Origin of the sequence: Antribacter gilvus (assembly GCF_003946865.1) — a bacterium.
Taxonomy (GTDB): Bacteria; Actinomycetota; Actinomycetes; order Actinomycetales; family Cellulomonadaceae; genus Antribacter; species Antribacter gilvus.
Genome location: NZ_QXTH01000001.1, coordinates 705,166 through 728,854, shown reverse-complemented (window position 1 = coordinate 728,854; position 23,689 = coordinate 705,166). Strand labels below are relative to the sequence as shown.

Annotated in this window: 20 protein-coding genes and 1 riboswitch; of the genes, 11 read left to right on the top strand and 9 right to left on the bottom strand. The window is 73.8% G+C overall.

Annotated features, from left to right (window positions below):
* Nucleotides 1-65: 65 nt before the first annotated feature.
* A complete protein-coding gene (locus D1350_RS03185) occupies nucleotides 66-458 on the top strand; it encodes a DUF3817 domain-containing protein (RefSeq protein WP_125773712.1) in 393 nt (130 codons plus the stop codon).
* Complete coding sequence (locus tag D1350_RS03180) at nucleotides 455-1,744, top strand: ThiF family adenylyltransferase (protein ID WP_125773710.1); 1,290 nt, start codon at nucleotides 455-457, stop codon at nucleotides 1,742-1,744. The genes D1350_RS03185 and D1350_RS03180 overlap by 4 nt, the downstream gene beginning before the upstream one ends.
* Nucleotides 1,745-1,856: 112 nt before the next feature.
* On the opposite strand, the gene D1350_RS03175 is transcribed toward D1350_RS03180, so the two are convergent.
* The 3 genes from D1350_RS03175 to thiO form a co-directional block, all read right to left on the bottom strand.
* Entirely contained in the window at nucleotides 1,857-2,675 is an 819-nt protein-coding gene (locus D1350_RS03175; protein ID WP_125774017.1) for a thiazole synthase, read from the bottom strand.
* Nucleotides 2,676-2,680: 5 nt separating this feature from the next.
* Entirely contained in the window at nucleotides 2,681-2,929 is a 249-nt protein-coding gene (gene thiS / locus D1350_RS03170) for a sulfur carrier protein ThiS (protein WP_125773708.1), read from the bottom strand.
* Entirely contained in the window at nucleotides 2,926-4,323 is a 1,398-nt protein-coding gene (gene thiO / locus D1350_RS03165) for a glycine oxidase ThiO (protein WP_240643836.1), read from the bottom strand. Before thiO ends, thiS begins: the two co-directional genes overlap by 4 nt.
* Nucleotides 4,315-4,419, bottom strand: a riboswitch (TPP riboswitch). (Overlaps the previous gene by 9 nt.)
* A gap of 164 nt (nucleotides 4,420-4,583) precedes the next feature.
* Between thiO and thiE the strand changes: the two genes are divergently transcribed.
* On the top strand, nucleotides 4,584-5,195 hold the full coding sequence (thiE, locus tag D1350_RS03160; protein ID WP_240643857.1) for a thiamine phosphate synthase: 612 nt from the start codon (nucleotides 4,584-4,586) through the stop codon (nucleotides 5,193-5,195).
* Nucleotides 5,196-5,391: 196 nt separating this feature from the next.
* Entirely contained in the window at nucleotides 5,392-6,036 is a 645-nt protein-coding gene (locus D1350_RS03155; protein ID WP_125773706.1) for a YceI family protein, read from the top strand.
* 117 nt (nucleotides 6,037-6,153) lie between these two features.
* Here D1350_RS03155 and D1350_RS03150 read toward each other — a convergent pair whose 3' ends face one another.
* A complete protein-coding gene (locus D1350_RS03150; RefSeq protein ID WP_125773704.1) occupies nucleotides 6,154-7,047 on the bottom strand; it encodes an SURF1 family protein in 894 nt (297 codons plus the stop codon).
* A gap of 208 nt (nucleotides 7,048-7,255) precedes the next feature.
* Between D1350_RS03150 and D1350_RS03145 the strand changes: the two genes are divergently transcribed.
* From D1350_RS03145 to D1350_RS03125, 5 genes are all read left to right on the top strand, one after another.
* A complete protein-coding gene (locus D1350_RS03145; RefSeq protein ID WP_125773702.1) occupies nucleotides 7,256-9,757 on the top strand; it encodes a phosphoketolase family protein in 2,502 nt (833 codons plus the stop codon).
* A gap of 10 nt (nucleotides 9,758-9,767) precedes the next feature.
* Nucleotides 9,768-11,888: a phosphate acetyltransferase gene (gene pta, locus D1350_RS03140; RefSeq protein WP_125773700.1), complete on the top strand. Its 2,121-nt coding sequence runs from the start codon at nucleotides 9,768-9,770 to the stop codon at nucleotides 11,886-11,888.
* Nucleotides 11,885-13,084, top strand: coding sequence for an acetate/propionate family kinase (locus D1350_RS03135; protein WP_125773698.1), 1,200 nt, complete (start codon nucleotides 11,885-11,887; stop codon nucleotides 13,082-13,084). Before pta ends, D1350_RS03135 begins: the two co-directional genes overlap by 4 nt.
* Nucleotides 13,081-14,103: a DUF4031 domain-containing protein gene (locus tag D1350_RS03130; protein WP_125773696.1), complete on the top strand. Its 1,023-nt coding sequence runs from the start codon at nucleotides 13,081-13,083 to the stop codon at nucleotides 14,101-14,103. Before D1350_RS03135 ends, D1350_RS03130 begins: the two co-directional genes overlap by 4 nt.
* A 135-nt stretch (nucleotides 14,104-14,238) precedes the next feature.
* Nucleotides 14,239-14,838: a SanA/YdcF family protein gene (locus D1350_RS03125; RefSeq protein WP_164545000.1), complete on the top strand. Its 600-nt coding sequence runs from the start codon at nucleotides 14,239-14,241 to the stop codon at nucleotides 14,836-14,838.
* A 42-nt stretch (nucleotides 14,839-14,880) separates the two neighbouring features.
* Here D1350_RS03125 and D1350_RS03120 read toward each other — a convergent pair whose 3' ends face one another.
* The 3 genes from D1350_RS03120 to D1350_RS03110 all read right to left on the bottom strand — a co-directional run bounded on the left by D1350_RS03120 (nucleotide 14,881) and on the right by D1350_RS03110 (nucleotide 18,155).
* Entirely contained in the window at nucleotides 14,881-16,491 is a 1,611-nt protein-coding gene (locus tag D1350_RS03120) for a succinic semialdehyde dehydrogenase (protein WP_125773693.1), read from the bottom strand.
* A gap of 87 nt (nucleotides 16,492-16,578) precedes the next feature.
* Nucleotides 16,579-17,034, bottom strand: a complete 456-nt coding sequence (locus D1350_RS03115; RefSeq protein WP_125773691.1) for a GNAT family acetyltransferase — start codon at nucleotides 17,032-17,034, stop codon at nucleotides 16,579-16,581.
* On the bottom strand, nucleotides 17,031-18,155 hold the full coding sequence (locus D1350_RS03110) for a GuaB3 family IMP dehydrogenase-related protein (RefSeq protein WP_125773689.1): 1,125 nt from the start codon (nucleotides 18,153-18,155) through the stop codon (nucleotides 17,031-17,033). The genes D1350_RS03115 and D1350_RS03110 overlap by 4 nt, the downstream gene beginning before the upstream one ends.
* 160 nt (nucleotides 18,156-18,315) lie before the next feature.
* Here D1350_RS03110 and D1350_RS03105 point away from each other — a divergent pair, with 160 nt between their 5' ends.
* Nucleotides 18,316-19,038 carry an exonuclease domain-containing protein gene (locus tag D1350_RS03105; RefSeq protein ID WP_125773687.1) on the top strand — a complete coding sequence of 241 codons (723 nt, stop codon included), beginning with the start codon at nucleotides 18,316-18,318 and terminating at the stop codon, nucleotides 19,036-19,038.
* A 73-nt stretch (nucleotides 19,039-19,111) separates the two neighbouring features.
* Entirely contained in the window at nucleotides 19,112-20,665 is a 1,554-nt protein-coding gene (locus D1350_RS03100; protein WP_125773685.1) for a helix-turn-helix domain-containing protein, read from the top strand.
* A 69-nt stretch (nucleotides 20,666-20,734) separates the two neighbouring features.
* On the opposite strand, the gene guaB is transcribed toward D1350_RS03100, so the two are convergent.
* Nucleotides 20,735-22,258 (bottom strand): IMP dehydrogenase, encoded by a 1,524-nt coding sequence (guaB, locus tag D1350_RS03095; RefSeq protein WP_125773683.1) that lies wholly within the window; start codon nucleotides 22,256-22,258, stop codon nucleotides 20,735-20,737.
* A 72-nt stretch (nucleotides 22,259-22,330) separates the two neighbouring features.
* A complete protein-coding gene (locus D1350_RS03090) occupies nucleotides 22,331-23,524 on the bottom strand; it encodes a MerR family transcriptional regulator (protein ID WP_125773681.1) in 1,194 nt (397 codons plus the stop codon).
* Nucleotides 23,525-23,689 lie beyond the last annotated feature (165 nt).

Here is a 23,689-nt window from a genome sequence, read left to right as displayed (position 1 = left end):
TGAGGTGCGCCACCGGCGGGCCCACGGATGGCGGCCCGCAGCGGCCGGAGGCATATCCTCGTGGCGTGAGCACCGAGATCACCACAGACGCAGCGACCACCGCGATCCACAAAGCGCGCGCGGCCCTGTACCGCTACCGGTTCATGGCGCTCCTGACGGGTGTGATGCTCCTCGTCCTGGTCGTCGAGATGGGGATCAAGTACGGGCTGGGGGCGTTCACCGACGTGTCGGGGATCATGCCCTTCATCGCCTGGGTGCCCTTCGCGCACGGCTGGATCTACGTGGCGTACCTCGTCACGGTGGCCGACCTGTGGTCCAAGATGCGCTGGGGCTTCGGCCGCCTGGTCACAATGGTGATCGCGGGCGTCGTGCCGGTGATGTCGTTCATCCTGGAGAAGAAGGTCCACTCCGAGGCGCTGGCGAAGCTCGCCGCGCTGGAGGAGCGCTACCTGTCGTGACGGACCCCGTCACGACGGGCGCCGCGGGCGCCCGCACGCTCCCCCCGCTGGTCGCCCCCGGCCCGGAGCTCTCACCCGACGACCTCGCCCGCTACGCGCGCCACCTCTCCCTGCCGGGCGTCGGCGTCGAGGGCCAGCGCCGCCTTGCCGCTGCCCGGGTGCTGGTGGTGGGCGCCGGGGGCCTCGGCAGCCCGGCCCTGCTCTACCTGGCGGCGGCGGGCGTCGGCACGCTCGGCATCGTGGACGACGACATCGTGGACGCCTCGAACCTGCAGCGCCAGGTGGTGCACGGGGTCGGCGACGTGGGCCGTCCCAAGACCGCCTCGGCGCGCGAGACGCTGGCCGGGGTCAACCCGGAGACGCAGGTCGTCGAGCACCGCGAGCGCCTCGGCTCCGCCAACGCGCGGGAGCTGCTGGCCGGCTACGACCTGGTGCTGGACGGCTCGGACAACTTCGCCACCCGCTACCTCGTGTCCGACGCCGCGGAGCTCGCCGGCGTCCCCGTCGTCTGGGGTGGCCTCTACCGCTTCCAGGGGCAGGTCGCCACGTTCTGGGCCGCGCCGACCGGCGGAGTACCGGGGGTGACCTACCGCGACGTCTTCCCGGACCCGCCGCCGCCCGCTCTCGCGCCGGACTGCGCCACCGGCGGCGTGCTGGGCGCGCTGTGCGGCACCATCGGCTCCGTCATGGCGACGGAGGCGATCAAGCTCATCACGGGCGCCGGGCGCACTCTCCTGGGGCGGCTCGCTGTCTACGACGCGCTGGACCTCACGTGGCGGCACCTCACGGTGGGCCCGGACCCGTCGCGCGCGCCCGTCACCACGCTGCCCGACGACGCCGCGTACGCCACCTTCTGCGGCCTGCCCCCGGCCCAGCCGGCCGACGCCCAGGCGTCCGACGCCCAGGCCGAGGTCGACGCCGGACCCGGCCGTCCGGCGTCGGGCACCGTCACGCCTCGCGAGCTCGCCGGGCTGCGCGACGGGGCCGCGGAGGGCGACGGGCCCTTCGTCCTGGACGTGCGCGAGGACTGGGAGGTGGCAATCGCCTGTCTCGTGGGCGCGCACGTGGTCCCGTCCGGGGACTTCCTCCGCGGCGACGTCGCGGCAGCCACGGCACGCGTGACCGGCCTCGCGGCCGGCCGCACCGTGCACGTGCTGTGCAAGTCGGGGGTGCGGTCGGCGCGCGTCGCCGCCGTGCTGCGGGACGCCGGGCTCGACGCCCGGAGCGTGGCGGGCGGCATCGTCGCGTGGACCCGCGACGTGGACCCGACGCTCCGCACCTACTGAGGGCGGGTGCGCGCCAGACCGCTTCCAGGCGCGCCTACCGAGCCGTAGACGGACCTGGAAGCAGTCTGGCGCGCACCTCAACCCGCGCACCCCAACCCGCGCGCCCCGAACCTCAGAGCGCCAGGTCAAGGTTGCCCGGCAGGTTGCCCACCGCCATCCGGCCCTCGGCCGGCGACGACGCCAGTGCGCCCTCCCGCCGCGGGATGCGGCCCGCGTGGGCGGCGTCGTACCCGGCCTCGACGGCGAGCCGCATCGCGCGCGCCATCCGGACGGGGTCCCCGGCCCGGGTGACGGCGGTGGCGAGCAGGACCCCGTCGCACCCCAGCTCCATGGCGAGCGCCGCGTCGGAGGCGGTGCCGATCCCCGCGTCGAGGATCACCGGAACCCGGGCCGAGCCCGCGATGGCCGCGATGTTCCGCGGGTTGAGGATCCCGAGCCCCGACCCGATCGGCGCGCCCAGCGGCATCACCGCGGCGCAGCCCACGTCCTCCAGCCGACGCGCGAGCACCGGGTCGTCGTTCGTGTACGGCAGCACGACGAACCCGTCGCGCACCAGCTCCTCGGCCGCCTCGACGAGGCCGAGGGGGTCGGGGAGGAGGCTGACGTCGTCGGCGATCACCTCGAGCTTGATCCAGTCCGTGCCGCACGCCTCGCGGGCAAGCTGCGCCGTGAGGACCGCCTCCCGCGCCGAGAAGCAGCCCGCGGTGTTGGGCAGGGCCCGGATCCCGAGGCGGTCGAGCAGGCCCCAGACGGAGGCGTCGCTCGCGGGCGCGCCCGGCCGTGGTCTGGCGACGCGCCGCAGCGCGACGGTCGTCAGCTCGGTGCCGGAGGCGACCAGCGCCTCCTCGAGCGCGAGCAGGCTCGGCGCGCCGCCCGTACCCATCACCAGGCGCGAGCCGAGCGTCTTCCCGGCGATCGTCAGCGCGTCCACGGTGCTCACCCGCCCTGCACGGCGGTGACGAGCTCGACGCGGTCGCCGGGCGACAGGACGGTCGACGTCCAGGCGCCGCGCGGCACCACCGCGTCGTTCACGGCGACGGCGACGCCCTGCGGCGTGCCGTCCACCACGCAGCCGGGCACCAGGGCGACCACCACCTGGTCGATCCGGGCGCCGCGGTCCAGCGCGTACGGCTCGTCGTTGACCACGGCGTACGCGGTCGGGGCGGTCGGGGACAGGGAGGTCATGCGGAGGCTCCTCGGGTCGGTACGACGGTTGCGGGTTCGGCAGGGGCGCCGGTACCGGCCGGCCCGGCAGGGGCGCCGGTACCGGCCGGCCCGGGAGGGGCACCGGCACGGGCCCGACCGGCAGGGCCGGCCCGACCGGCAGGGCCGAAGCGCCGCGGGTCCGCCACGGCCACGGCGGACGGCGGCTCGCGGCCGGCGAGGACGGCGAGCACCGCGTCGGCGGTGATGGGCGCGAGCAGCACCCCGTTGCGGTAGTGCCCGGTGGCGAGGCACAGCCCGGGCACCTCGGTGGCGCCCACGAGCGGCAGGTTGTCGGGCGTCGCGGGGCGGGCGCGGGGCGTCACCTCGACGACCGCCGCCTCGTCCAGCGCGGGCAGGAGCGCCCGGGCGTCGCGGAGCAGGGCGAACACGCCACCGGCTGTGGCGCGGCGGTCGTCGGGCGCCTCCTCGCTCGTGGCCCCCACCACCACCTCTCGGTGGCCCGGTCCCCCGCCCGGCGCTGCGCCGGTCCCGGGATCCCGCGGCACCACGTAGACCGGCCGCCCCTGCACGATCCCGCGCACCACGTGCTCCGGCGCGCCACCGGGTGCGGCGTCGAGCCGCAGGGTCTGCCCGCGTACCGGCCGGACCGGCACAGCGACGGGCAGACCGGCGACCAGCTCTCCCGACCGCCAGCCGGCGGCCAGCACCACGGTCCCGGCCCGGTGCTCGTGCCCGGCGTCGTCCACGGCCCCGGTGACGGCCCCGCCCGGCCCGCGCAGCAGGCGGGCGGCAGCCCGGTGCACGACGACGGCGCCCGGCTCGTCGGTCAGCCCGGCCACGAGGGCGGCGTGCGTCGCGCGCGGGTCGGCGGTGTGGTCGCCCGGCGCCCAGGCGGCGCCGCTCACCCGGGGCCCGAGCAGCGGCTCACGGTTCCGGGCCGCGGCGGGTCCGAGCTCGGTCGAGTCGAGGCCCCACCGTCGGTGGAGGGCAGCCCAGCGGCGGAGCTCGGCCACGTCGTCGGCGTCGTAGGCGACGGTGAGCGTGCCGGTGGAGCGCAGTCCGGCGTCGGCCCCTGTCGCGGCGCCGAGCTCGGCGGCGAACGCGGGCCACGCGACGGCTCCCGCGAGCCCGAGGCGCGCGGCCGCCTCCTCGCCGAACCACGACTCGCTCACCGGCGCGAGCATCCCCGCGGCGGCGTGCGTGGCGCCGTCGCCGGGCGCGGGGTCGAGGACGGTGACCGTCAGCCCCGCGCGTGCGGCCCGCCAGGCCACGGCCACGCCGATGATCCCGCCGCCGACGACGAGCACGTCGACGATGCGGACGCCGACGGCGCGGGCGTCCGCGGGCCGGGCGCCACGGGGGCGCGCGGACGGGACCTCGGGGGGACCGGGGTGGTGCCACGGCACCGGCATCTGGCTGCTCCCTTCGCTGGCATGACCCAGATCAGGTTCGACGGTCGGCGCTCTTCCGCCCTCTCAGCCCTGTCCAGGGCTCCCGTGCGTGGCCCACCTTACTCCGGCCGCTGGCTACGCTGATCGTCGTGACCGGCCCCCGAACCACCGCCAGCCCGACCGTGGGCGCCCAGCCGGGCGCCCAGCCCGCTGCGCAGCCCGCCGTCGAGCCCGCAGCCCAGCCCGACCCCCGGGCACGCCTCGCGGACGCGCGCCTCTACCTGTGCACCGACGCCCGCGAGGAGCACGGCGACCTCGAGGACTTCCTCCACGCCGCCCTGACCGGCGGCGTCGACGTGGTCCAGCTCCGCGACAAGACGCTCGACGTGGCCCGCGAGCTCGAGCTGCACCGTCTGGTCGCCCGGGTCGCGGCCGAGCACGGCGCCCTGTGGGCGGTCAACGACCGGGCCGACGTGGCGGTGCTCACGGACGCACCGGCGGTCCACACAGGCCAGCGGGACCTGCCGGTCGCGGGGGTGCGCTCGCTCGTCGGCGCGCGAGCGGTGCTCGGCCGGTCCACGCACTCGCGCGAGCAGGCCGCTGCCGCGGAGTCCGACCCGGACGTCGACTACTTCTGCGTCGGTCCGCTCTGGGCCACGCCGACCAAGCCGGGCCGCGCCGCCGTCGGCCTGGACCTGCTCCGCGAGGTCGCGGCGAGCCGCCCGGCCACGCCGTGGTTCGCGATCGGGGGCGTCGACGCCGACCGGCTCGGCGAGGTGCTGGACGCGGGGGCGGAACGGATCGTCGTCGTCCGGGCCATCACGCAGGCCGCCGACCCGGAGCGGGCGGCACGCGAGCTGCGCGAGCGGGTCGCGGCGGCCGCGGCCCGCTGATCCCGCCGGCTGATCCCGCCGCCTGTCAGGCGCCTCTCAGGGTGGGAGGGCAGGCTGGTACCGGCGCCGGTGGTCGCCCCACCGGGCGCCGAGACCCGTGAACCCTGGAGGAGACGTGGCCGCACCCAGCACCCCCGGCAGCACCGGTCCGGAGAGCTCAGGCTCCCGCAGCCCGGCCCGGATCGTCCTCTAAGTCATGATCGGCCTGGTGGTGCTCGCGCTCGCGGTCTTCGGCGCGACGCGCCTCTACGCGAGCATGCAGACGGGCGACGACGTCGCGGCGCCTGCGGTCGGCACGGAGGCGCCCGTCACGGCGGCCGACGTCGACGAGCTCGACGGCGAGTACACCGTGACCGAGGGCTCCGAGGCCGGCTACCGGGTGGACGAGGTGCTGGCGGGCGAGGACGTCACCGTGGTGGGACGCACCGACCAGGTGACCGGCTCGGCGACGATCGCCGGCGGCGAGCTGGCCGACGCGACCGTCGAGGTGGACATGGCGAGCATCGAGACCGACGAGACCGCTCGCGACGGGCAGTTCCGGTCCATCCTCGACGCGGCCACGCACCCGACGGCCACCTTCGAGCTCGCCTCACCCGTGGACGTCTCCGCCGTGGCCGACGGCGAGACCGTCACCGTCGAGGCCCCCGGCACCATGACGATCAAGGGCACGTCGCAGGACGTGACAGCGACCCTTCAGGTGCGCCTCACCGAGGCTGGTGCCGAGGTGAGCGCGCAGATCCCCGTCGTCTTCACGGACTACGGCGTCAACGCCCCGAAGCTCGGCTTCGTCACCGTGGAGGACGAGGGCTTCGTGGAGGCGCAGCTCCAGCTCACCCGCTGACGCCTCGGCTTCGCCTGGCCCGCCACCAGGAAGTTGTTCCCCGTCTCCGGCGCAGACGGGGAACAGCTACCTGGTCGTCGAGCACCGCCGGAGCGCCCCCGCCCGACGCCCACCCCCTCAGCCCGGCAGGCCCGCGATCCCCGTCCCGGGGTCGGCCGCGTCGCCGCCCCGGCGTCCGCCGGCCATGTCGTCGCGCACCATCCGCACCCAGAGAGCCACGGCGAACGCGCCGAAGACCCACCACTGGAGGGCGTAGAACGCGTTCTGCAGGTTGACCCCGGACCCTCCGTCGAGCGTGGGGCGCGGCAGGAGGGCGGGACCGTCCTCTGCGGGGGACGGCGTCGCGTCCGAGAGCACCACGTAGCCCGTGTACACCGGCCCGCCCCACTCCTGCACGAGAGCGCCGAGCGCGACCCGGTCCACCTGACCATCGGGCAGCTCGAGGCCTCCGCCGGAGACTGCCTCGCCGGCCTGCAGCCAGCCCGTCACGTGCACCTCCCCGCCGGGTGCCTCCGAGGCGTCGTCGGGCGACGCGACCCATCCGCGCACCACCGCGACGACCGGCGCGCCCGAGAGCCCGGCCCACGAGTCGCCGCCCGTGCCGTCGTCGGCCACGCGGAGCGGCGTCAGCACGAGGTAGCCCTCGCGCCCGTCGAGGACGCGCCCGGCCACCAGACGCTGGCCGTCGGCCTCGTACTCCCCGGCGACCTGGACCTGCCTGCTCACGAGGTCGCCCGGGAACGACTCCTGCGGCGCCAGCACGTCGCCCAGCCACGCGGGTCCTTCTGCCACGGCCTCGGCGGCGGCCTGGCGGTCGGCGAGCTCCGCGCGCTCGTAGGCGCGGTCCAGCTGCCAGACCCCGAGACGCCCGCACACGGCGGCGGCGAGCAGCAGCAAGAGCAGGATGCCCACCATGCGCGGCTGCCGCGCCACCTCCCAGAAGGTCCGACGCCGGTCGCCCGCCTCGGGCGGCGGCGTCACGGACGCGTCGGTCGCGACGGGAGCAGGCATGCTCCCACGGTAGCCGCCCCTGGCCGCCCCGACGGAATCCTGCGGCCCGCCCGGGGTGCGGTCCTCGTCACGGCTACTGACCTGACCGAACGCCAGATCGACCTCACCTCTGCCACCTGGTGCGCCCAGGCATGTTCTGCGGTCGAATGAAACCGCGGCGGAGTGACTGCGCCGCTGACCCGACAGCCCTGGCAGACAGGAGCGTGTGATGACGACGACCACCGTCCCGAGCACCGACCGAGCGGCCGCGGAGGGCGCCTGGCGCGCCACCGGCGTCACCGAGCCGGGGCCCGAGGAGCTGGAGCAGATCGACGCGTGGTGGCGCGCGGCCAACTACCTCTCCGTGGGCCAGATCTACCTGCTCGACAACCCGCTGCTGCGGGAGCCGCTCACCCGGGACCACGTCAAGCCGCGCCTCCTCGGCCACTGGGGCACCACGCCGGGGCTGACCTTCCTCTACGCGCACCTGAACCGCGCGATCAAGGCACGGCAGCAGCCCACGCTCTACGTCACCGGCCCCGGGCACGGCGGCCCGGGCCTGGTCGCGAGCGCCTACCTGGACGGCACGTACTCCCAGTTCTACAGCGACATCACGGAGGACGCCGAGGGCGTGAAGCGGCTGTTCCGGCAGTTCTCGTTCCCGGGCGGGATCCCGAGCCACGTGGCCCCGGAGACGCCGGGGTCGATCCACGAGGGCGGCGAGCTGGGCTATGCGCTGAGCCACGCGTACGGGGCGGCGTTCGACAACCCCGACCTCCTGGTCGCGGCGGTGGTGGGCGACGGCGAGGCGGAGACCGGCCCGCTGGCGACGAGCTGGCACTCGAACAAGTTCGTCAACCCGGCGCAGGACGGCGTGGTGTTGCCGATCCTCCACCTCAACGGCTACAAGATCGCGAACCCCACGGTCCTGGCCCGCATCTCGGAGGACGAGCTGCACGACCTCATGGTCGGCTACGGGCACAAGCCCTACGTCTTCACCGTGGAGGACGAGTCGGCGGAGCCGCACGCCGAGTTCCACCGGCGCTTCGCGGTGCTGCTGGACGAGGTCCTCGACGAGATCGCGGCCATCAAGGCCCGCGCCGCCGAGGGCGACCTGACGCGGCCCGCCTGGCCCATGATCGTGTTCCGCACGCCGAAGGGCTGGACGGGACCGGACACCATCGACGGCAAGAAGACGACGGGCTCGTGGCGGGCGCACCAGGTGCCGCTGGCGAGCGCGCGCGACACCGAGGAGCACCTGCAGGTGCTCGAGCAGTGGCTCCGGTCGTACCGGCCCGAGGAGCTGTTCGACGACGACGGGCGGATCCTGCCGGAGATCGCCGGGCTGGCGCCGGAGGGCCCGCTGCGGATGAGCGCGACCCCGCACGCCAACGGCGGGCTGCTGCTGCACGACCTGCGGCTCCCCGACTTCCGGAAGTACGCCGTGGACGTGCCCTCGCCGGGTGGGTCGGTGTCGGAGGCGCCGCGCGTCCTCGGGCAGTGGCTCACGGACGTGATCCGCCGCAACCCGACCAACTTCCGGATCTTCGGGCCGGACGAGACGGCCTCGAACCGCCTCCAGGCGGTATACGAGGTGACGGACAAGCAGTGGAACGCCGAGTTCCTCGGCGAGGACGTGGACGAGCACATGGCGCGGGCCGGCCGTGTGATGGAGATCCTCAGCGAGCACCAGTGCCAGGGCTGGCTCGAGGGCTACCTCCTGACCGGGCGGCACGGGCTGTTCACCAGCTACGAGGCCTTCATCCACATCGTCGACTCGATGTTCAACCAGCACGCCAAGTGGCTGAAGGTCACCAACCACATCCCGTGGCGCCGGCCGATCGCCTCCCTGAACTACCTGCTGAGCAGCCACGTGTGGCGGCAGGACCACAACGGCTTCAGCCACCAGGACCCGGGTTTCATCGACCACGTGGTGAACAAGAAGGCGGAGATCGTCCGCGTGTACCTGCCGCCGGACGCGAACACCCTCCTGTCCACCTACGACCACTGCCTGCGCAGCCGCCAGTACGTGAACGTGGTGGTGTCGGGGAAGCAGCCCGCACCCAACTTCCTCACCATGGAGCAGGCCATCGAGCACTGCACCCGCGGCCTGGGGATCTGGGAGTGGGCGGGCACGGAGGTGCCGGGCGAGAAGCCGGACGTGGTCCTCGCGGCGGCGGGCGACGTGCCCACGCTCGAGGTGCTGGCGGCGGCCGACATCCTGCGCCGGGAGCTGCCCGGCCTGAAGGTCCGCGTCATCAACGTGGTGGACCTGATGCGCCTCCAGGACTCGCGGGAGCACCCTCACGGGCTCACCGACTCGGAGTTCGACGGCCTGTTCACGTCGGACCGGCCGATCATCTTCGCGTACCACGGGTACCCGTGGCTGATCCACCGCCTGACGTACCGGCGCACGGGCCACCCGAACCTGCACGCCCGCGGGTACAAGGAGGAGGGCACCACCACCACGCCGTTCGACATGGTGATGCTCAACGACCTGGACCGGTACCACCTGGTCATCGACGTGATCGACCGGGTGCCTTCGCTCGGTTCCGCGCAGGCCGGGCTCCGTCAGCGCATGCAGGACGCCCGCCTCCGGGCCCGCGCCTACACGCGCGAGCACGGTGAGGACATCCCCGAGGTGCGTGACTGGGTGTGGCCGGACGCCCAGGACCAGTCCGACAACGGTGCCGTCGCCGCCGCGCTCGACACGGGCGGCGACAACGAGTAGAGATGCGTCCATGACCGCGAGCCCGACCGTCCGTTCCCTCGTCATCGCCTCACCGGAGGGAGAGACCGGCAAGTCGACGGTCGCGCTGGGAGTCCTCGACCTGCTGGTCCGCCAGGTCCAGCGGGTCGGGGTCTTCCGCGCCGTCTCCCGCGTCCCCGCCGCCGGGCCGGACCTCCCCGACCGCGACTACGTGCTGGAGATGCTGCTCGACCACGACGGCGTCGACGTGCCCTACGAGGACGCCGTGGGCGTCACGTACGACGAGGTGCACGCCGACCCCGAGGCGGCCCTGTCCCGCATCGTGTCCCGCTACCACGCCATGGCCGCACACTGCGACGCCGTGGTGGTGCTCGGCACCGACTACACGGACGTGGCCGGCCCCACGGAGCTGTCGTTCAACGCACGCATCGCGGCGAACCTCGGCGCGCCGGTGCTGCTCGTGGTGTCGGGCCGCGAGCGCACCGCCGACGCGGTGCGGGCGCTCGCCGAGGTGAGCCTGGCCGAGCTGCGCGCCAACCACGCGCAGCCGGTCGGCATCGTCGTGAACAGGTGCGGCACGCAGCCGGGGTCGGGGCCCGACGACGTCCGTGCCGCCCTCACCGACCTCCGCACCGAGGAGGACCTCCCGGTGTGGGTCATCCCCGAGGAGCCGTTCCTCACGGCCCCCACGGTGGGCCAGCTCCTCGAGGCCGTGGACGGCGTGCTCGCGCTCGGCGACCCCGAGCTGCTGACCCGCGAGGCGCTGGACGTGCTCGTCGGTGCGATGAGCTTCGAGCACCTGCTCGAGCGGCTGTCCGACGGCGCGGTGGTGATCACCCCGGGTGACCGCACCGACGTGCTGATCGGCCTGCTCGCGGCACAGACGGCGCCGACGTTCCCGTCGCTGGCGGGCATCGTGCTCGGCGGGGGCTTCTACCCCGAGGGCCGGACCGCCGAGCTGGTGGCGGCGCTGGAGCCCAAGGTCCCCATCATCCGCACGGACGGCGACACGTACCCCGTCGCACGCGCAGCGGCGAAGACCCGCGGGCGGGTCTCACGCGCCTCCACCCGCAAGATCGACACCGCGCGCGCCCTGTTCGAGAAGAACGTGGACGGCGAGGAGCTGGCCGCGCGCCTCGACGTGCCGCCGCCGCAGGTCGTCACGCCGCTCATGTTCGAGTACCGCCTCATCGAGCGGGCCCGCGAGGAGCGGCGGCACGTGGTGCTCCCGGAGGGCGACGACGACCGCATCCTCCGCGCCGCCTCGACGGTGCTGGCGCGCGGGATCGCCGACCTGACCATCCTCGGCGAGGAGACCGCGGTACGGGGGCGCGCCACCGAGCTGGGCCTGGACCTCGAGGCGGCACGGGTGCTGTCCACCACCGACCCGGAGAGCGTGGAGCGATTCTCCACGGAGTACGCGCGGCTGCGGGCGCACAAGGGCATGACCGTGGAACGGGCCCGGGAGGTCGTCACCGACGTGTCGTACTTCGGCACGATGATGGTGCACCTCGGCCTCGCCGACGGCATGGTCTCCGGTGCCGCGCACTCGACCGCGCACACCATCCGGCCGTCGTTCGAGATCATCAAGACGCAGCCCGGCGTCTCGTCCGTGTCGTCCGTGTTCCTCATGTGCCTCGAGGACCGGGTGCTCGTCTACGGCGACTGCGCGGTGATCCCCGACCCCACGGCCGAAGAGCTCGCCGACATCGCCATCTCGTCCTCCGCCACGGCGACGCAGTTCGGGGTGGCCCCCCGCATCGCGATGCTCTCCTACTCGACCGGCACGTCCGGCTCCGGCGCGGACGTGGACAAGGTCCGCACCGCCACCGCGCTGGTCCGCGAGCGCCGGCCCGACCTGGACGTGGAGGGGCCCATCCAGTACGACGCCGCGGTGGACGCGTCCGTGGCGGCATCGAAGCTGCCCGGCTCGGACGTGGCCGGGCGCGCGACGGTGTTCGTGTTCCCCGACCTCAACACCGGCAACAACACGTACAAGGCGGTGCAGCGCTCGGCGGGCGCGGTGGCGGTGGGCCCGGTGCTGCAGGGCCTGAACAAGCCGGTCAACGACCTGTCCCGCGGTGCGCTGGTCCAGGACATCGTCAACACCGTGGCCATCACGGCCATCCAGGCGCAGGGAGCGACCCGATGACCTCGACAGTGCTGGTGCTCAACTCGGGCTCCTCGTCGCTGAAGTACCAGCTCGTGGACCCCTCGTCGGGGGAGGCGCTGGCCTCGGGCCTGATCGAGCGCATCGGCGAGGAGTCGGGGCGGGTCAAGCACCAGTCCGGCGGCAGCACGGTGGAGCGCGAGCAGCCGGTGCCGTCGCACGCGGACGCGCTGAAGGTCGCGCTCGGCCTGTTCGACGAGGCGGGGCCGTCCCTGGCGGGGGCGGGCGTGGCCGCCGTCGGGCACCGGGTGGTGCACGGGGGCGCACTGTTCTCGGCGCCGGTCCTCCTGGACGACGACGCCGTGGCGGGGATCCGTTCCCTGATCCCGCTGGCGCCGCTGCACAACCCGGCCAACGTGACGGGCATCGAGGTGGCGCGGGAGCTGCTGGACGTGCCCCACGTCGCGGTGTTCGACACCGCCTTCTTCGCCACGCTCCCGCCCGCGGCCGCCACCTACGCCGTGGACCGCAAGGTGGCCGAGGAGCACGGGGTGCGCCGCTACGGCTTCCACGGGACGTCGCACCAGTTCGTCTCGGCGGCGGTGGCGGCACACCCGGACGTCCAGGCGCTGGGCCGCTCCCCGCTCCGCCAGGTGGTGCTCCACCTCGGCAACGGGGCGTCGGCGTCGGCGGTGCTCGACGGCGTGGCCGTGGAGACCTCCATGGGCCTCACCCCGCTGGAGGGACTCGTCATGGGCACGCGGTCGGGCGACCTCGACCCGGCGATCGTCTTCCACCTGGTCCGCAACGCCGGCATGTCGGTGGACGACGTGGACACGCTGCTCAACAAGTCCTCCGGGCTCAAGGGCCTGGCAGGCGTGAACGACATGCGGGAGCTGCAGCGCCTGGTGGCGTCGGGCGACGAGGCCGCGCGGCTGGCGATGGACGTCTACCTGCACCGGCTGCGCAAGTACGTGGGCGCCTACGCGGCGGCGCTCGGCGGGATCGACGTCCTGACGTTCACCGCGGGGGTGGGCGAGAACGACGCCCGCGTGCGGGCGGGCGTCGTCCAGGGCCTGGGCTTCCTCGGGCTCGAGGTGGACCCGGCGCGCAACGAGGCGCCGTCGCGCGAGGCGCGCGTGATCTCCCCGACGGGCACCGGGGCGCTGGTGATGGTGGTCCCCACGGACGAGGAGCTGGCGATCGCCCGCCAGGCGATGGAGCTCGTGAGCAGGTGACCGTCCTGATCGACCCGCCCGCCTGGCCCGCGCACGGCACGCTGTTCTCGCACCTGGTCTCGGACGAGTCGCTGTACGAGCTCCGGCTCTTCGCGCGCGCGGCCGGCGTGCCCGACCGCGCGCTCGACCTCGACCACTACGACGTCCCGGCCCGCCGCTACGACGCGCTCGTCGCCGCGGGCGCCGTGCCGGTGGACGGCCGGGAGCTCGCCCGCCGCCTGGGCGGCTCGGTGGTGCGCGTCTCGGGCGCGGAGCGCGGTCACGCCGCACGTGACTCCCTCGGTGCCCGCTGGTCCGCCCTGCGTCCGGGCGAGCCCGGCTGCCCTGACGTGGGGCCGACGCCGGACGGGTCGTCCGGGAGCGCCGTCTCGCCCGAGGCGTGGGCCGCCGTGGGCGAGAGCCTCCTCGACCGGTGGAGCGAGCCGCACCGCACCTATCACACGCGGCTCCACCTGGCGCAGTCCCTCGACGCGCTGGACCTCCTGCTCGACGACCTCGCCGCGGCGGGCACGCCGGTGGAACCGGCGACCGCCTGGACCGCCCGGGTGGCGCTCTGGTTCCACGACGCGGTCCACGACGGCGAGGCGGTCCGCGACGAGGAGCGCTCCGCGGAGCTGGCCCGCACTGCCCTCTCCGCCATCGACCCGGGCGACCCGGTGCACCCGGGCGACGCGCCGGCGTCCGGCAGCCTGGTGGAGGAGGTGGCGCGGCTCGTGCTGGTGACCACCGCGCACGACCCCGCTCCCGGCGACCTCGCCGGCGCGCTGGTCAGCGACGCTGACCTGGCGGTCCTCGGCGCGGAGCCCCCCGCCTACGCCCGCTACGCGCAGCAGGTGCGCGCGGAGTATGCCGACGTGCCCGAGCTGAGGTTCCGTCTGGGGCGTGCCGCTGTGCTCACCCAGCTGCTCGCCGGCCGTGGTCTGTTCCGGACGGTGCCGGGAGCCGCCCGGTGGAACGAGCGGGCGACGGCGAACCTCCGCGCCGAGCGCCGCTCCCTGACGGCCCGCCCGCCGAGATAGTTACCTCGTCCGAGCACGGCACTACCTCGGCGGGAGAGTCTCGCCGAGATAGTGACTTCGTCCGACCACGGAACTACCTCGACGGGAGAGTCTCGCCGAGATAGTGACCTCGTCCGACCGGGTAGCGTGCCGACCGTGAAGATCGCGCTGATCGTCCTTGCCGTGCTCGCCCTCGCGTTCGCCGTGCCCGTCGCCTGGGTGCAGGGCGTGGGGCAGTCCCGCGTCCGGGCGAGCGTCCAGGGCGTCGAGAAGGTGGACGCGATCGTGGTCCTCGGCGCCGGGCTGAGGGAGGACGGCACCCCGTCCACCTTCCTGCGCCGCCGGGTGGACGGGGCGGTCGCCCTGTACGAGGCGGGGGTCGCGCAGACGGTCATCCTCAGCGGCGACGCGCACACCCGAGCCGACGGCACCCGGTACGACGAGCCCGCCTCGATGCGCGACTACGCCGTGAGCCAGGGCGTTCCCGAGGACGTGCTGGTCCTCGACGGCGAGGGGTTCAACACCACCGCCACGTGCCGCCGCGCCCACGACGTGTTCGGGGTGCGGAGCGCGGTGGTCGTCACGCAGGACTACCACCTGCGGCGCACCCTGTACTCGTGCGTCGAGGCCGGTCTGGACGCCGTGGGTCTGGGGGTCAGCGCCACAAGCGTGCTGCCCCTGAAGTCGGCGTGGTGGCACGTCCGCGAGCTGCCCGCGAGCTGGAAGGCAGCGGTGCGACCGCTGGTCGGCGCGTAGGTCTCGGCGCGGGCCGGCCGGCGCAGGCCCGGCGCAGGCCGGTCAGCGCAGGCGGAGCCGCCGCATCAGGTGCAGGGCCGAGGTGAGCAGCTCGCTCGGGCGACCCTCGTCGAGGCCGTAGAGCGCGTCGAGGGTGACGCCGATCCGGGCCCCCCGGTCGACGACGATCGTCTGGGCCTCCGTCAGCGCCTCGATCGACGCCGCGCCGTGCCGCCGGCCCAGTCCGGAGGACTTCCACCCGCCGAGGGGGGCCGAGACCGAGCCCCAGAGGAGCGCGTAGCCGTCGTTGATCGCGACCGAGCCGGCCTCGACGCGCGCCGCGATCCGGCGGGCCCGGGCGACGTCGGTGGAGTACACGGAGGCGTGCAGCCCGTACTCGGTCTGGTTCATGACGCGGACGGCCTCGTCGTCCGACGCCACGCGGGTGACCGACACGACGGGCCCGAACGTCTCCTCGCGCGTGCACAGCGCGGCGCTCGGAACGTCGTCGAGGATCGTGGGGGCGTAGAAGTACGGCCCGATGTCGCTGCGGTGCACGCCGCCCGCGAGCACCCGGGCCCCGAGGGCGAGGGCGTCGTCCACGTGCGCCTCGACCTTCGCGAGCTGATCGGCGGAGACGAGCGACCCCATGTCGGCGGAGTAGTCCAGGCCCGCACCGAGCCGCAGCGCGCGCACCGCGGGGACGAACCGCGCCAGGAACTCGTCGGCGACGTCCTCGTGGAGCACGAGCCGCTCCGCCGACAGGCACATCTGGCCCGAGCTGGCGAAGCACGCGCGGATCACCGACGGCACCGCCGTCCGGACGTCCGCGTCCGCGGCGACGTACAGCGGATTCTTGCCGCCGAGCTCCAGCGTGGCGCCCACCAGCCGCTCCCCCGCACGGGCCGCGACCTTGCGGCCGGTGGCGGTGGAGCCGGTGAACGCGACGTGGTCCACGTGCTCGATCAGCTCCGCCCCGACGTCCCCACCCCCGGCGACGACCTGGAACAGCCCGGCCGGGAGGCCTGCGTCCTCGAGCACCTCGGCGACCCAGAGGGCGGTGAGGGTGGTCTGCGGGTCGGGCTTGAGCACCACCGCGTCACCCGCGAGCAGCGCGGGCAGCGTCTCGGAGAGCGCCAGGGTGAGCGGGTAGTTCCAGGGCGCGATGACGCCCACGACCCCGACCGGACGGCGGTGCACGCGCACGCCGGTGAGCAGCGGGAGCATGCCCGCCAGCCGCCGGGGCGCGAGATAGCGCGGGCCGCGTACCGCGAAGTGCCGCGCCAGCTGCGCCGCGTCCGCGACCTCCTCGAACGCCGACCGCCGGGACTTGCCGACCTCCATCTGGATGAGGTCCAGCACCTCCGACTGGCGGTCCAGGACGATGCGCCCGAACCTCCCCAGCACGCCCGCCCGCTCCCGCACCGGGACGTGCGCCCAGGAACGCTGCGCGGCCCGGGCCCGCTCCACCGCGCCGGCCACGTCAGCGGGCGACGAGAGGGAGAAGGTCGCCAGGGGCGCCCCCGTGAACGGGCAGATGGACCGGTGGGTCCCCGCCTCGTGTGACGTGACGACGCGAGCGACGAGCGGTGCGACGACGTCCGGCTCGAGCACGTAGGTGGCCTCCGGCTGCTCCGGGTCGATCACACTTCCGACTGCTGCGTCGTCGATCATGGCCGCCACCCTACGCGCAAAAGCCTGGGCCCCGTAGCCCCATCAGAATGAAAAACTTTTACCAGTTGCTCCGGGCACCCCGGGGCGTCATGAACGGTCGAACCAGCGCCCCAGGACCGTCGTCTCCTGGTCCGCGTAGCCGAGACGTTCGTAGAACGCGACCACCTCTGTGTTCGAGGTCCGGACCATGAGCTGCACCTTCCGCGCCCCCTGGGCCGCCAGCCAGGCCTCGCCCGCGACGACCGCGGCACGGCCGAGACCGGCGCCCTGGCGGCCGGGAGCGACCGCGACGTAGTAGAGCCACCCGCGGTGCCCGTCGAGCCCCGCCATCACCGTCGCCACGACGGCGCCTCCGTCACGCGCCACCAGGATCGTCGAGGTCTCGCCGGTCCGGGCGTCCGCCACGTCGCGGTACGGGTCGTTCCAGGGGCGCGTGAGCCCGCAGTCGCGCCAGAGCGCGACCACCGGCTCCACGTCCGCGTCCGCGATCTCGCGGAACGCGATGCCCGCGACGACCGGGCCGCCGTCGGCCGCCACCGTCATCGCGGCTGGTAGGGCGAGACCACGACCTCGACCCGCTGGAACTCCTTGAGGTCGGAGTAGCCCGTGGTGGCCATGGCGCGCCGGAGCGCGCCGACGAGGTTCAGCGTGCCGTCCGCCTGCTGACCCGGCCCGAAGAGGATCTCCTCGAGCGAGCCCACCGTCCCGACCTCGACCCGCTCGCCCCGCGGGAGCTGGGCGTGGTGCGCCTCAGGGCCCCAGTGCCAGCCCTTGCCCGGCGCCTCGGTGGCACGGGCGAGCGCGGCACCGAGCATGACGGCGTCCGCTCCGCAGGCCACGGCCTTGACGATGTCGCCGGAGCGGCCCACGCCGCCGTCGGCGATCACGTGGACGTAGCGGCCGCCCGACTCGTCGAGGTAGTCGCGGCGGGCAGCGGCGACGTCGGCCACCGCGGTGGCCATCGGCGCGTGGATGCCCAGGCTGACGCGCGTGGTGTGCGCTGCGCCACCACCGAAGCCGACCAGCACGCCGGCCGCTCCCGTGCGCATGAGGTGCAGCGCCGCCGTGTACGTGGACGCGCCGCCCACGACGACCGGGACGTCGAGCTCGTAGATGAAGCGCTTGAGGTTCAGCGGCTCGGCGTTGCCGCTCACGTGCTCCGCCGAGACGGTGGTGCCGCGGATGACGAACAGGTCCACGCCCGCGTCCACCACGGTCTTGTAGAACTCCTGCGTGCGCTGCGGCGACAGCGCGCCGGCGACGGTGACGCCGGAGGCGCGGACCTCGCGCAGGCGCTCCGTGATGAGCTCCGGCTTGACCGGCTCGGCGTAGATCTCCTGCATGCGCCGGGTGGCCTCGCCGGCCGGCAGCTGCGCGATCTCCTCGAGCAGACGCTCCGGCGCCTCGTACCGCGTCCAGAGACCCTCGAGGTCCAGGACCCCCAGGCCGCCCGCGCGGCCCAGCGCCACGGCGGTGGCCGGGCTCATCACCGAGTCCATGGGTGCCGCGACGATCGGCAGGTCGAAGTGGTACGCGTCGATCTGCCAGCCGACCGTGACGTCCTTCGGGTCGCGGGTACGGCGGGACGGCACCACCGCGATGTCGTCGAAGGAGAAGGCGCGCCGCCCGCGCTTGCCACGTCCGATCTCGATCTCGTTGCTCACCGGGACAGCGTACCGACCCGGGAGGGCAGCGGCCGTGGATGTCGGTGACGGGTGGCACAGTTCGGGGTGCAGAGACCGGACGGGGCACCAAGACCGCCGGTCACCTGCACGGACGGGCGCCGACGCGGCGTAGATCACACGAACGGGGAGGAGCGCACCGATGGACCAGGACTGGACACGGGGGCCGCTGCTGGGCTTCGACACGGAGACCACGGGGGTCGACGTCGCAGGCGACCGCATCGTCACGGCCGCGCTCGTGCTGCGCGTGCCGGGGGTGAGCACGGACGTGCGCACCTGGCTGCTCGACCCGGGGGTGGAGATCCCCGAGGAGGCGGCCGCGATCCACGGGATCACGACCGAGCACGCACGCGCCCACGGCGAGGAGCCGCGCAAGGCGCTCGAGGAGATCGCCGCCGAGCTGGCGCTCCACCTCCGGCAGGGGGTGCCCGTCGTCGCGTACAACGCCGCGTTCGACCTGTCCCTCCTCGACGCCGAGCTGACCCGGCACGGCCTGCCGACGCTGCCGGAACGGCTCGGCACCTCGGTGGGGCCCGTGGTCGACCCGCTCGTCATCGACCGGTGGAAGGACCGCTTCCGGCAGGGCAAGCGCCGCCTCGGTGACCTGAGCGAGTGGTACGGCGTGACCAACGAGGGCGACCTGCACTCCGCGGACGTGGACGTGCTCGCCACGCTGGACGTGCTGCAGGCGCTGGTGCGCCGGTTCCCCGAGCTCGCCGAGATGTCGCTGCTCGAGCTTCATCACGAGCAGGCGGGCGCACACCGCGAGTGGGCCGAGGGCTTCAACGAGTGGCGGACCCGGCAGGGCCTCGACGGGCCCGGCGCCTCGGGACTCTGGCCGGTCCAGAACGCACGGAGCGCATAAGCGCATCGCAGGTCACGGCCATCTTCGCGAACCTGACGCGAGCGTATCTCATACGTGAGATACGCTCGTTGTCATGACCATCGGTACGACGACCGTCAGCGAGATTCCTACGGTGGACGCCGCGCAGGTCGGAGGGCTCGTCCGCTCCGCCCGCCGGCACCGGGGACTCACCCAGGCACAGCTCGCCGAACGGCTGGGAACCAGTCAGAGCGCGGTGCACCGGATCGAGCAGGGCCAGCAGAACCTCAGCCTCGAGATGATCGGCCGGATCAGCGCGGCCCTCGAGTCGGCACTCATCAGCGTGGGTGCGCCCAAGCACTCGCACCTCCGCGTCGAGGGCGGCCACCAGCTCTCCGGCCGCATCGAGGTGAACTCCTCCAAGAACGGCGCGGTCGCTCTGCTGTGCGCGTCGCTCCTCAACAGCGGCCGCACCGTGCTGCGCGGCGTGGCCCGCATCGTCGAGGTCGACCGCATCGTCGACGTGCTCCGGTCCGTGGGCGTGCGCGCCGAGTGGTCCGCCGACGGGCGGGACCTGGAGGTCGTCCGGCCCGCCACGCTGGACCTGAGCAGGATCGACGTCGACGCGGCGGTCCGCACCCGCTCGATCATCATGTTCTTCGGCCCGCTGCTCGGCACCGAGGAGCGGTTCGAGCTCCCCTACGCCGGGGGCTGCGACCTCGGCACCCGCACCGTCGAGCCGCACATGATCGCCCTGCGGCCCTTCGGCCTGGATGTCACGGCCACGGCGAACCGCTACCACGCGACCGTCTCCCCGGCGAGCGGCGACCTGTCGATCGTGCTCACCGAGCGCGGCGACACGGTCACCGAGAACGCCCTGATGGCCGCGGCGGGACGCGACGGCGTCACCACCATCCGCAACGCCAGCTCGAACTACATGGTCCAGGACCTGTGCTTCTACCTCGAGCTGCTGGGCGTCAAGATCGACGGCATCGGGACCACGACGCTCCGCGTCCACGGCCGGCCGCGGATCGACGCCGACGTGGAGTACGCCGTCTCCGAGGACCCGGTCGAGGCGATGAGCCTTCTCACCGCCGGGATCGTCACGGGGTCGGAGATCACCGTCGCGCGGGTCCCGATCGAGTTCATGGAGATCGAGCTCGCCACGTTGAGCGAGATGGGCCTGCAGTACACGCTGAGCGACGAGTACCTCGCCCGCAACGGCCGCACCCGGCTCGTGGACGTCACGGTGCACCCGAGCACGCTCCGGGCCCCGATCGACAAGATCCACCCCATGCCGTTCCCCGGCCTGAACATCGACAACCTGCCGTTCTTCGCCGTGATCGCCGCGTGCGCCACCGGCACCACGCTGATCCACGACTGGGTCTACGAGGGCCGCGCGGTGCACCTCACCGACCTGACGCGCCTGGGTGCCGACGTGCGGCTGCTCGACGCGCACCGGCTCCAGGTCACGGGCCCCACCCGGTTCTCGGGCGCCGAGATCAGCTGCCCGCCCGCCCTGCGGCCCGCCGTCGTCATCCTGCTCGGCATGCTCGCCTCGAAGGGCACCTCCGAGCTGCGCGGCGTCGACATCATCGCCCGCGGCTACGAGCAGCTCACCGAGCGCCTCATCGAGCTGGGCGCGCACATCGAGACGTTCCGGGACTGATACCGTGAGCGCAGTGATCCCTGCCAGGCTCTCTCGCCGGAGCCTGGCAGGGATCACTCTTGCGTCTGGTCAGCCGCGCCCGTAGTTGGGCGCCTCCACCGTCATCTGGATGTCGTGCGGGTGCGACTCCTTGAGGCCGGCGGCCGTGATGCGCACGAAGTGCCCGCGCTCCTGCAGCTCCGGGATGGTGTGCGCGCCCACGTAGAACATCGACTGGTGCAGCCCGCCTACGAGCTGGTAGGCCACGGCGGAGAGCGGACCGCGGTACGGGACCTGCCCCTCGATGCCCTCGGGGACGATCTTGTCGTCGGCCACCACGTCCGCCTGGAAGTAGCGGTCCTTCGAGTACGACTTCTTGCCGCGCGAGGCCATGGCCCCGAGCGAGCCCATGCCGCGGTAGTGCTTGAACTGCTTGCCGTTGACGAACACCAGGTCGCCCGGCGACTCGTCGCAGCCGGCGAGCAGCGAGCCCAGCATCACGGTGTCGGCGCCGGCCACGAGGGCCTTCGCGATGTCGCCCGAGTACTGCAGGCCGCCGTCGCCGATCACCGGGACGCCCGCGGGCCGCGCGGCGAGGGACGCCTCGTAGATGGCCGTGACCTGCGGCACGCCCACGCCCGCGACGACGCGCGTGGTGCAGATCGAACCCGGGCCCACGCCCACCTTGACGGCGTCCGCGCCCGCGTCGACCAGCGCCTGGGCGCCCGCTCGCGTGGCGACGTTGCCGCCGATGACCTGCACGCCCGCGAACGCGGGGTCCTTCTTGAGCTTGGTGATCATCTCCAGCAGGAGGCGCGCATGGCCGTTGGCCGTGTCGGCCACCAGCACGTCCACGCCCGCGTCTCGCAGGGCGGCGGCACGGTCGAGCGCGTCCCCGAAGAACCCGATCGCCGCGCCCACGCGCAGACGGCCTTCGCCGTCCTTGGTGGCGTGCGGGTACTGGTCCGCCTTGGTGAAGTCCTTGACGGTGATCAGGCCGCGCAGGTGGCCCATGCCGTCCACCAGGGGAAGCTTCTCGATCTTGTGCTTGGCGAGCAGCGCCGCCGCGTCGTCCCGCGAGATGCCCACGGGCGCGGTCACGAGCGGCATCTGCGTCATGACCTCGCGCACCTTGCGGGTCTCGAAGTCGCCCTGGTTCACGAAGCGCAGGTCGCGGTTGGTGATGATGCCGACCAGCTTGCCGTCGGGCTCGACCACCGGCAGACCAGACACCCGGTAGGTGCCGCACAGCCGGTCCAGCTCGGCGAGGGTGGCCTCGGGGCCGACCGTCACAGGGTCGGTGATCATCCCGGACTCCGACCGCTTGACGCGGTCGACGTGGCTGGCCTGGCGCTCGATCGACAGGTTGCGGTGGATGATCCCGATGCCGCCCTGCCGCGCCATGGCCACCGCCATGCGCGACTCGGTCACCGTGTCCATCGCGGCCGAGAGGAGCGGGACCCGCACGTCGATCTCCCGGGTCAGGCGCGACGTGGTGTCGACCTCGCTGGGGATGACGTCGGTCTCGTTCGGCAGCAGCAGCACGTCGTCGTACGTGAGGCCGAGGAAGGCGAACGGGTCGCGCACAGGCACCCCAGAGGTCGAGTCCGTCATGTCAAGAGTCTACGCCGAGCCCCCTGGCACCCGGCCAGGGGGTCCACAGGTCGCGTGCGTCACGCGAACCGGTCACCGCAGGACGGCGAGCACCTCGTGGAGCAGCCCGTTGAACGACCGGAGCTGCTGCACCGTGGGCCCGAACGGCAGGTCCGACGCGGCGGCGTCCCGTCGCAGGCCGACGAAGATCGGCAGCTCGGGGTAGCTCTCGTGCACGGCGTGCACCACGTCGAGATCGGGCCGCGCCTGGGTGGTGGCGAGGACGAGGGCGGCGGGCCGGACCATGGTGACGAGCTCCACGGAGCGGTGCGTGCTCGCCGGCCCCGTCACGATCTTGGCCATCGACCCCTGTGCCGCCAGCGCCGCGGCGAGCGCGTGCGCGGACAGCGGCACCACCTCGTCCGGCGCCGCGAACACCAGCACGATCTTGCGCATCCTGCTCGGGTGGTTCGCCGGAGGGCCGCCCGCCTCGACGATGGCCCGCTCGAACTCCTCGGTGTAGTTGCGCAGGGCCCGCAGGGCGGCCGTGGCGAGCACCACCTCCGGGACCTCGCCCGGCGTCGCCAGGACGGTGCGCTCCGCCACGCGACGCCACGCGGGCTCGACCAGCTCGGTCCACCAGGCGGCGGGGTCGCTGTCCGGCCCGAGGGCCAGCAGGGCGTCGCACGACGTGCGGTTGTAGGCCAGCGCCGCGTCCACGAGCGCGGACAGCCGGCCGGGCGTCGGCCCGGCGGGCGCGGACCGCAGGGTGGCCACGGCGCCGGCGCCCGCGCCGCCCGGCAGGGCACGCAGGTGCCCGCGCCGCATCGTGTCCTCCTCGCTGCCCGACGCCGGCGGGCCGGCCTCGGCGGGCGTCTCGCCACGGCCCCGGTCGCCGAGGACGGCGGGCGGTGCCGTCAGCGGCGCCCCGCCCTGGTCGGGGGTGCGCCGGTCGTCCTGCGCGTCGGGTCCGTCCGCGTCGGCCCGCAGGTCGCCGACCGTGATGAGCTCCTCGGCACCGGCCTCCTTGGCGAGCTGCGCCGCGTCCGCGGGCGCGTGACCCTCGAGCGTCAGCCGGCGCATCACCATGAGCCGCGCGACGTCGTCGGGCGTGTAGCGGCGGTGCGAGCCCGCGGTGCGGCCCGAAGGCCCGAGCCCGTAGCGGCGGTCCCAGGTACGAAGGGTCGCCGGAGCGACCCCGAGTCTCCTGGCTACGGCAGCGACAGCAAGGCCGGGACTGGACGCGCGTGACCCGCCCGTGGACGGGGCAGGTCGCGAGGATGTCATGCCTCGATTCTGCCGAGCGGGACAGGCTGTCGCCACCGCGAACCCCGGCGCGCCGCGGAACTGCGGCCAATTCGTTGCAGTTCTGAACAAATCCGGTCACAAACCGAGCCAGCCTTGACACGTTTCAGTCACGATCGAATCGGTCCGGATCACTTCGACACGCCC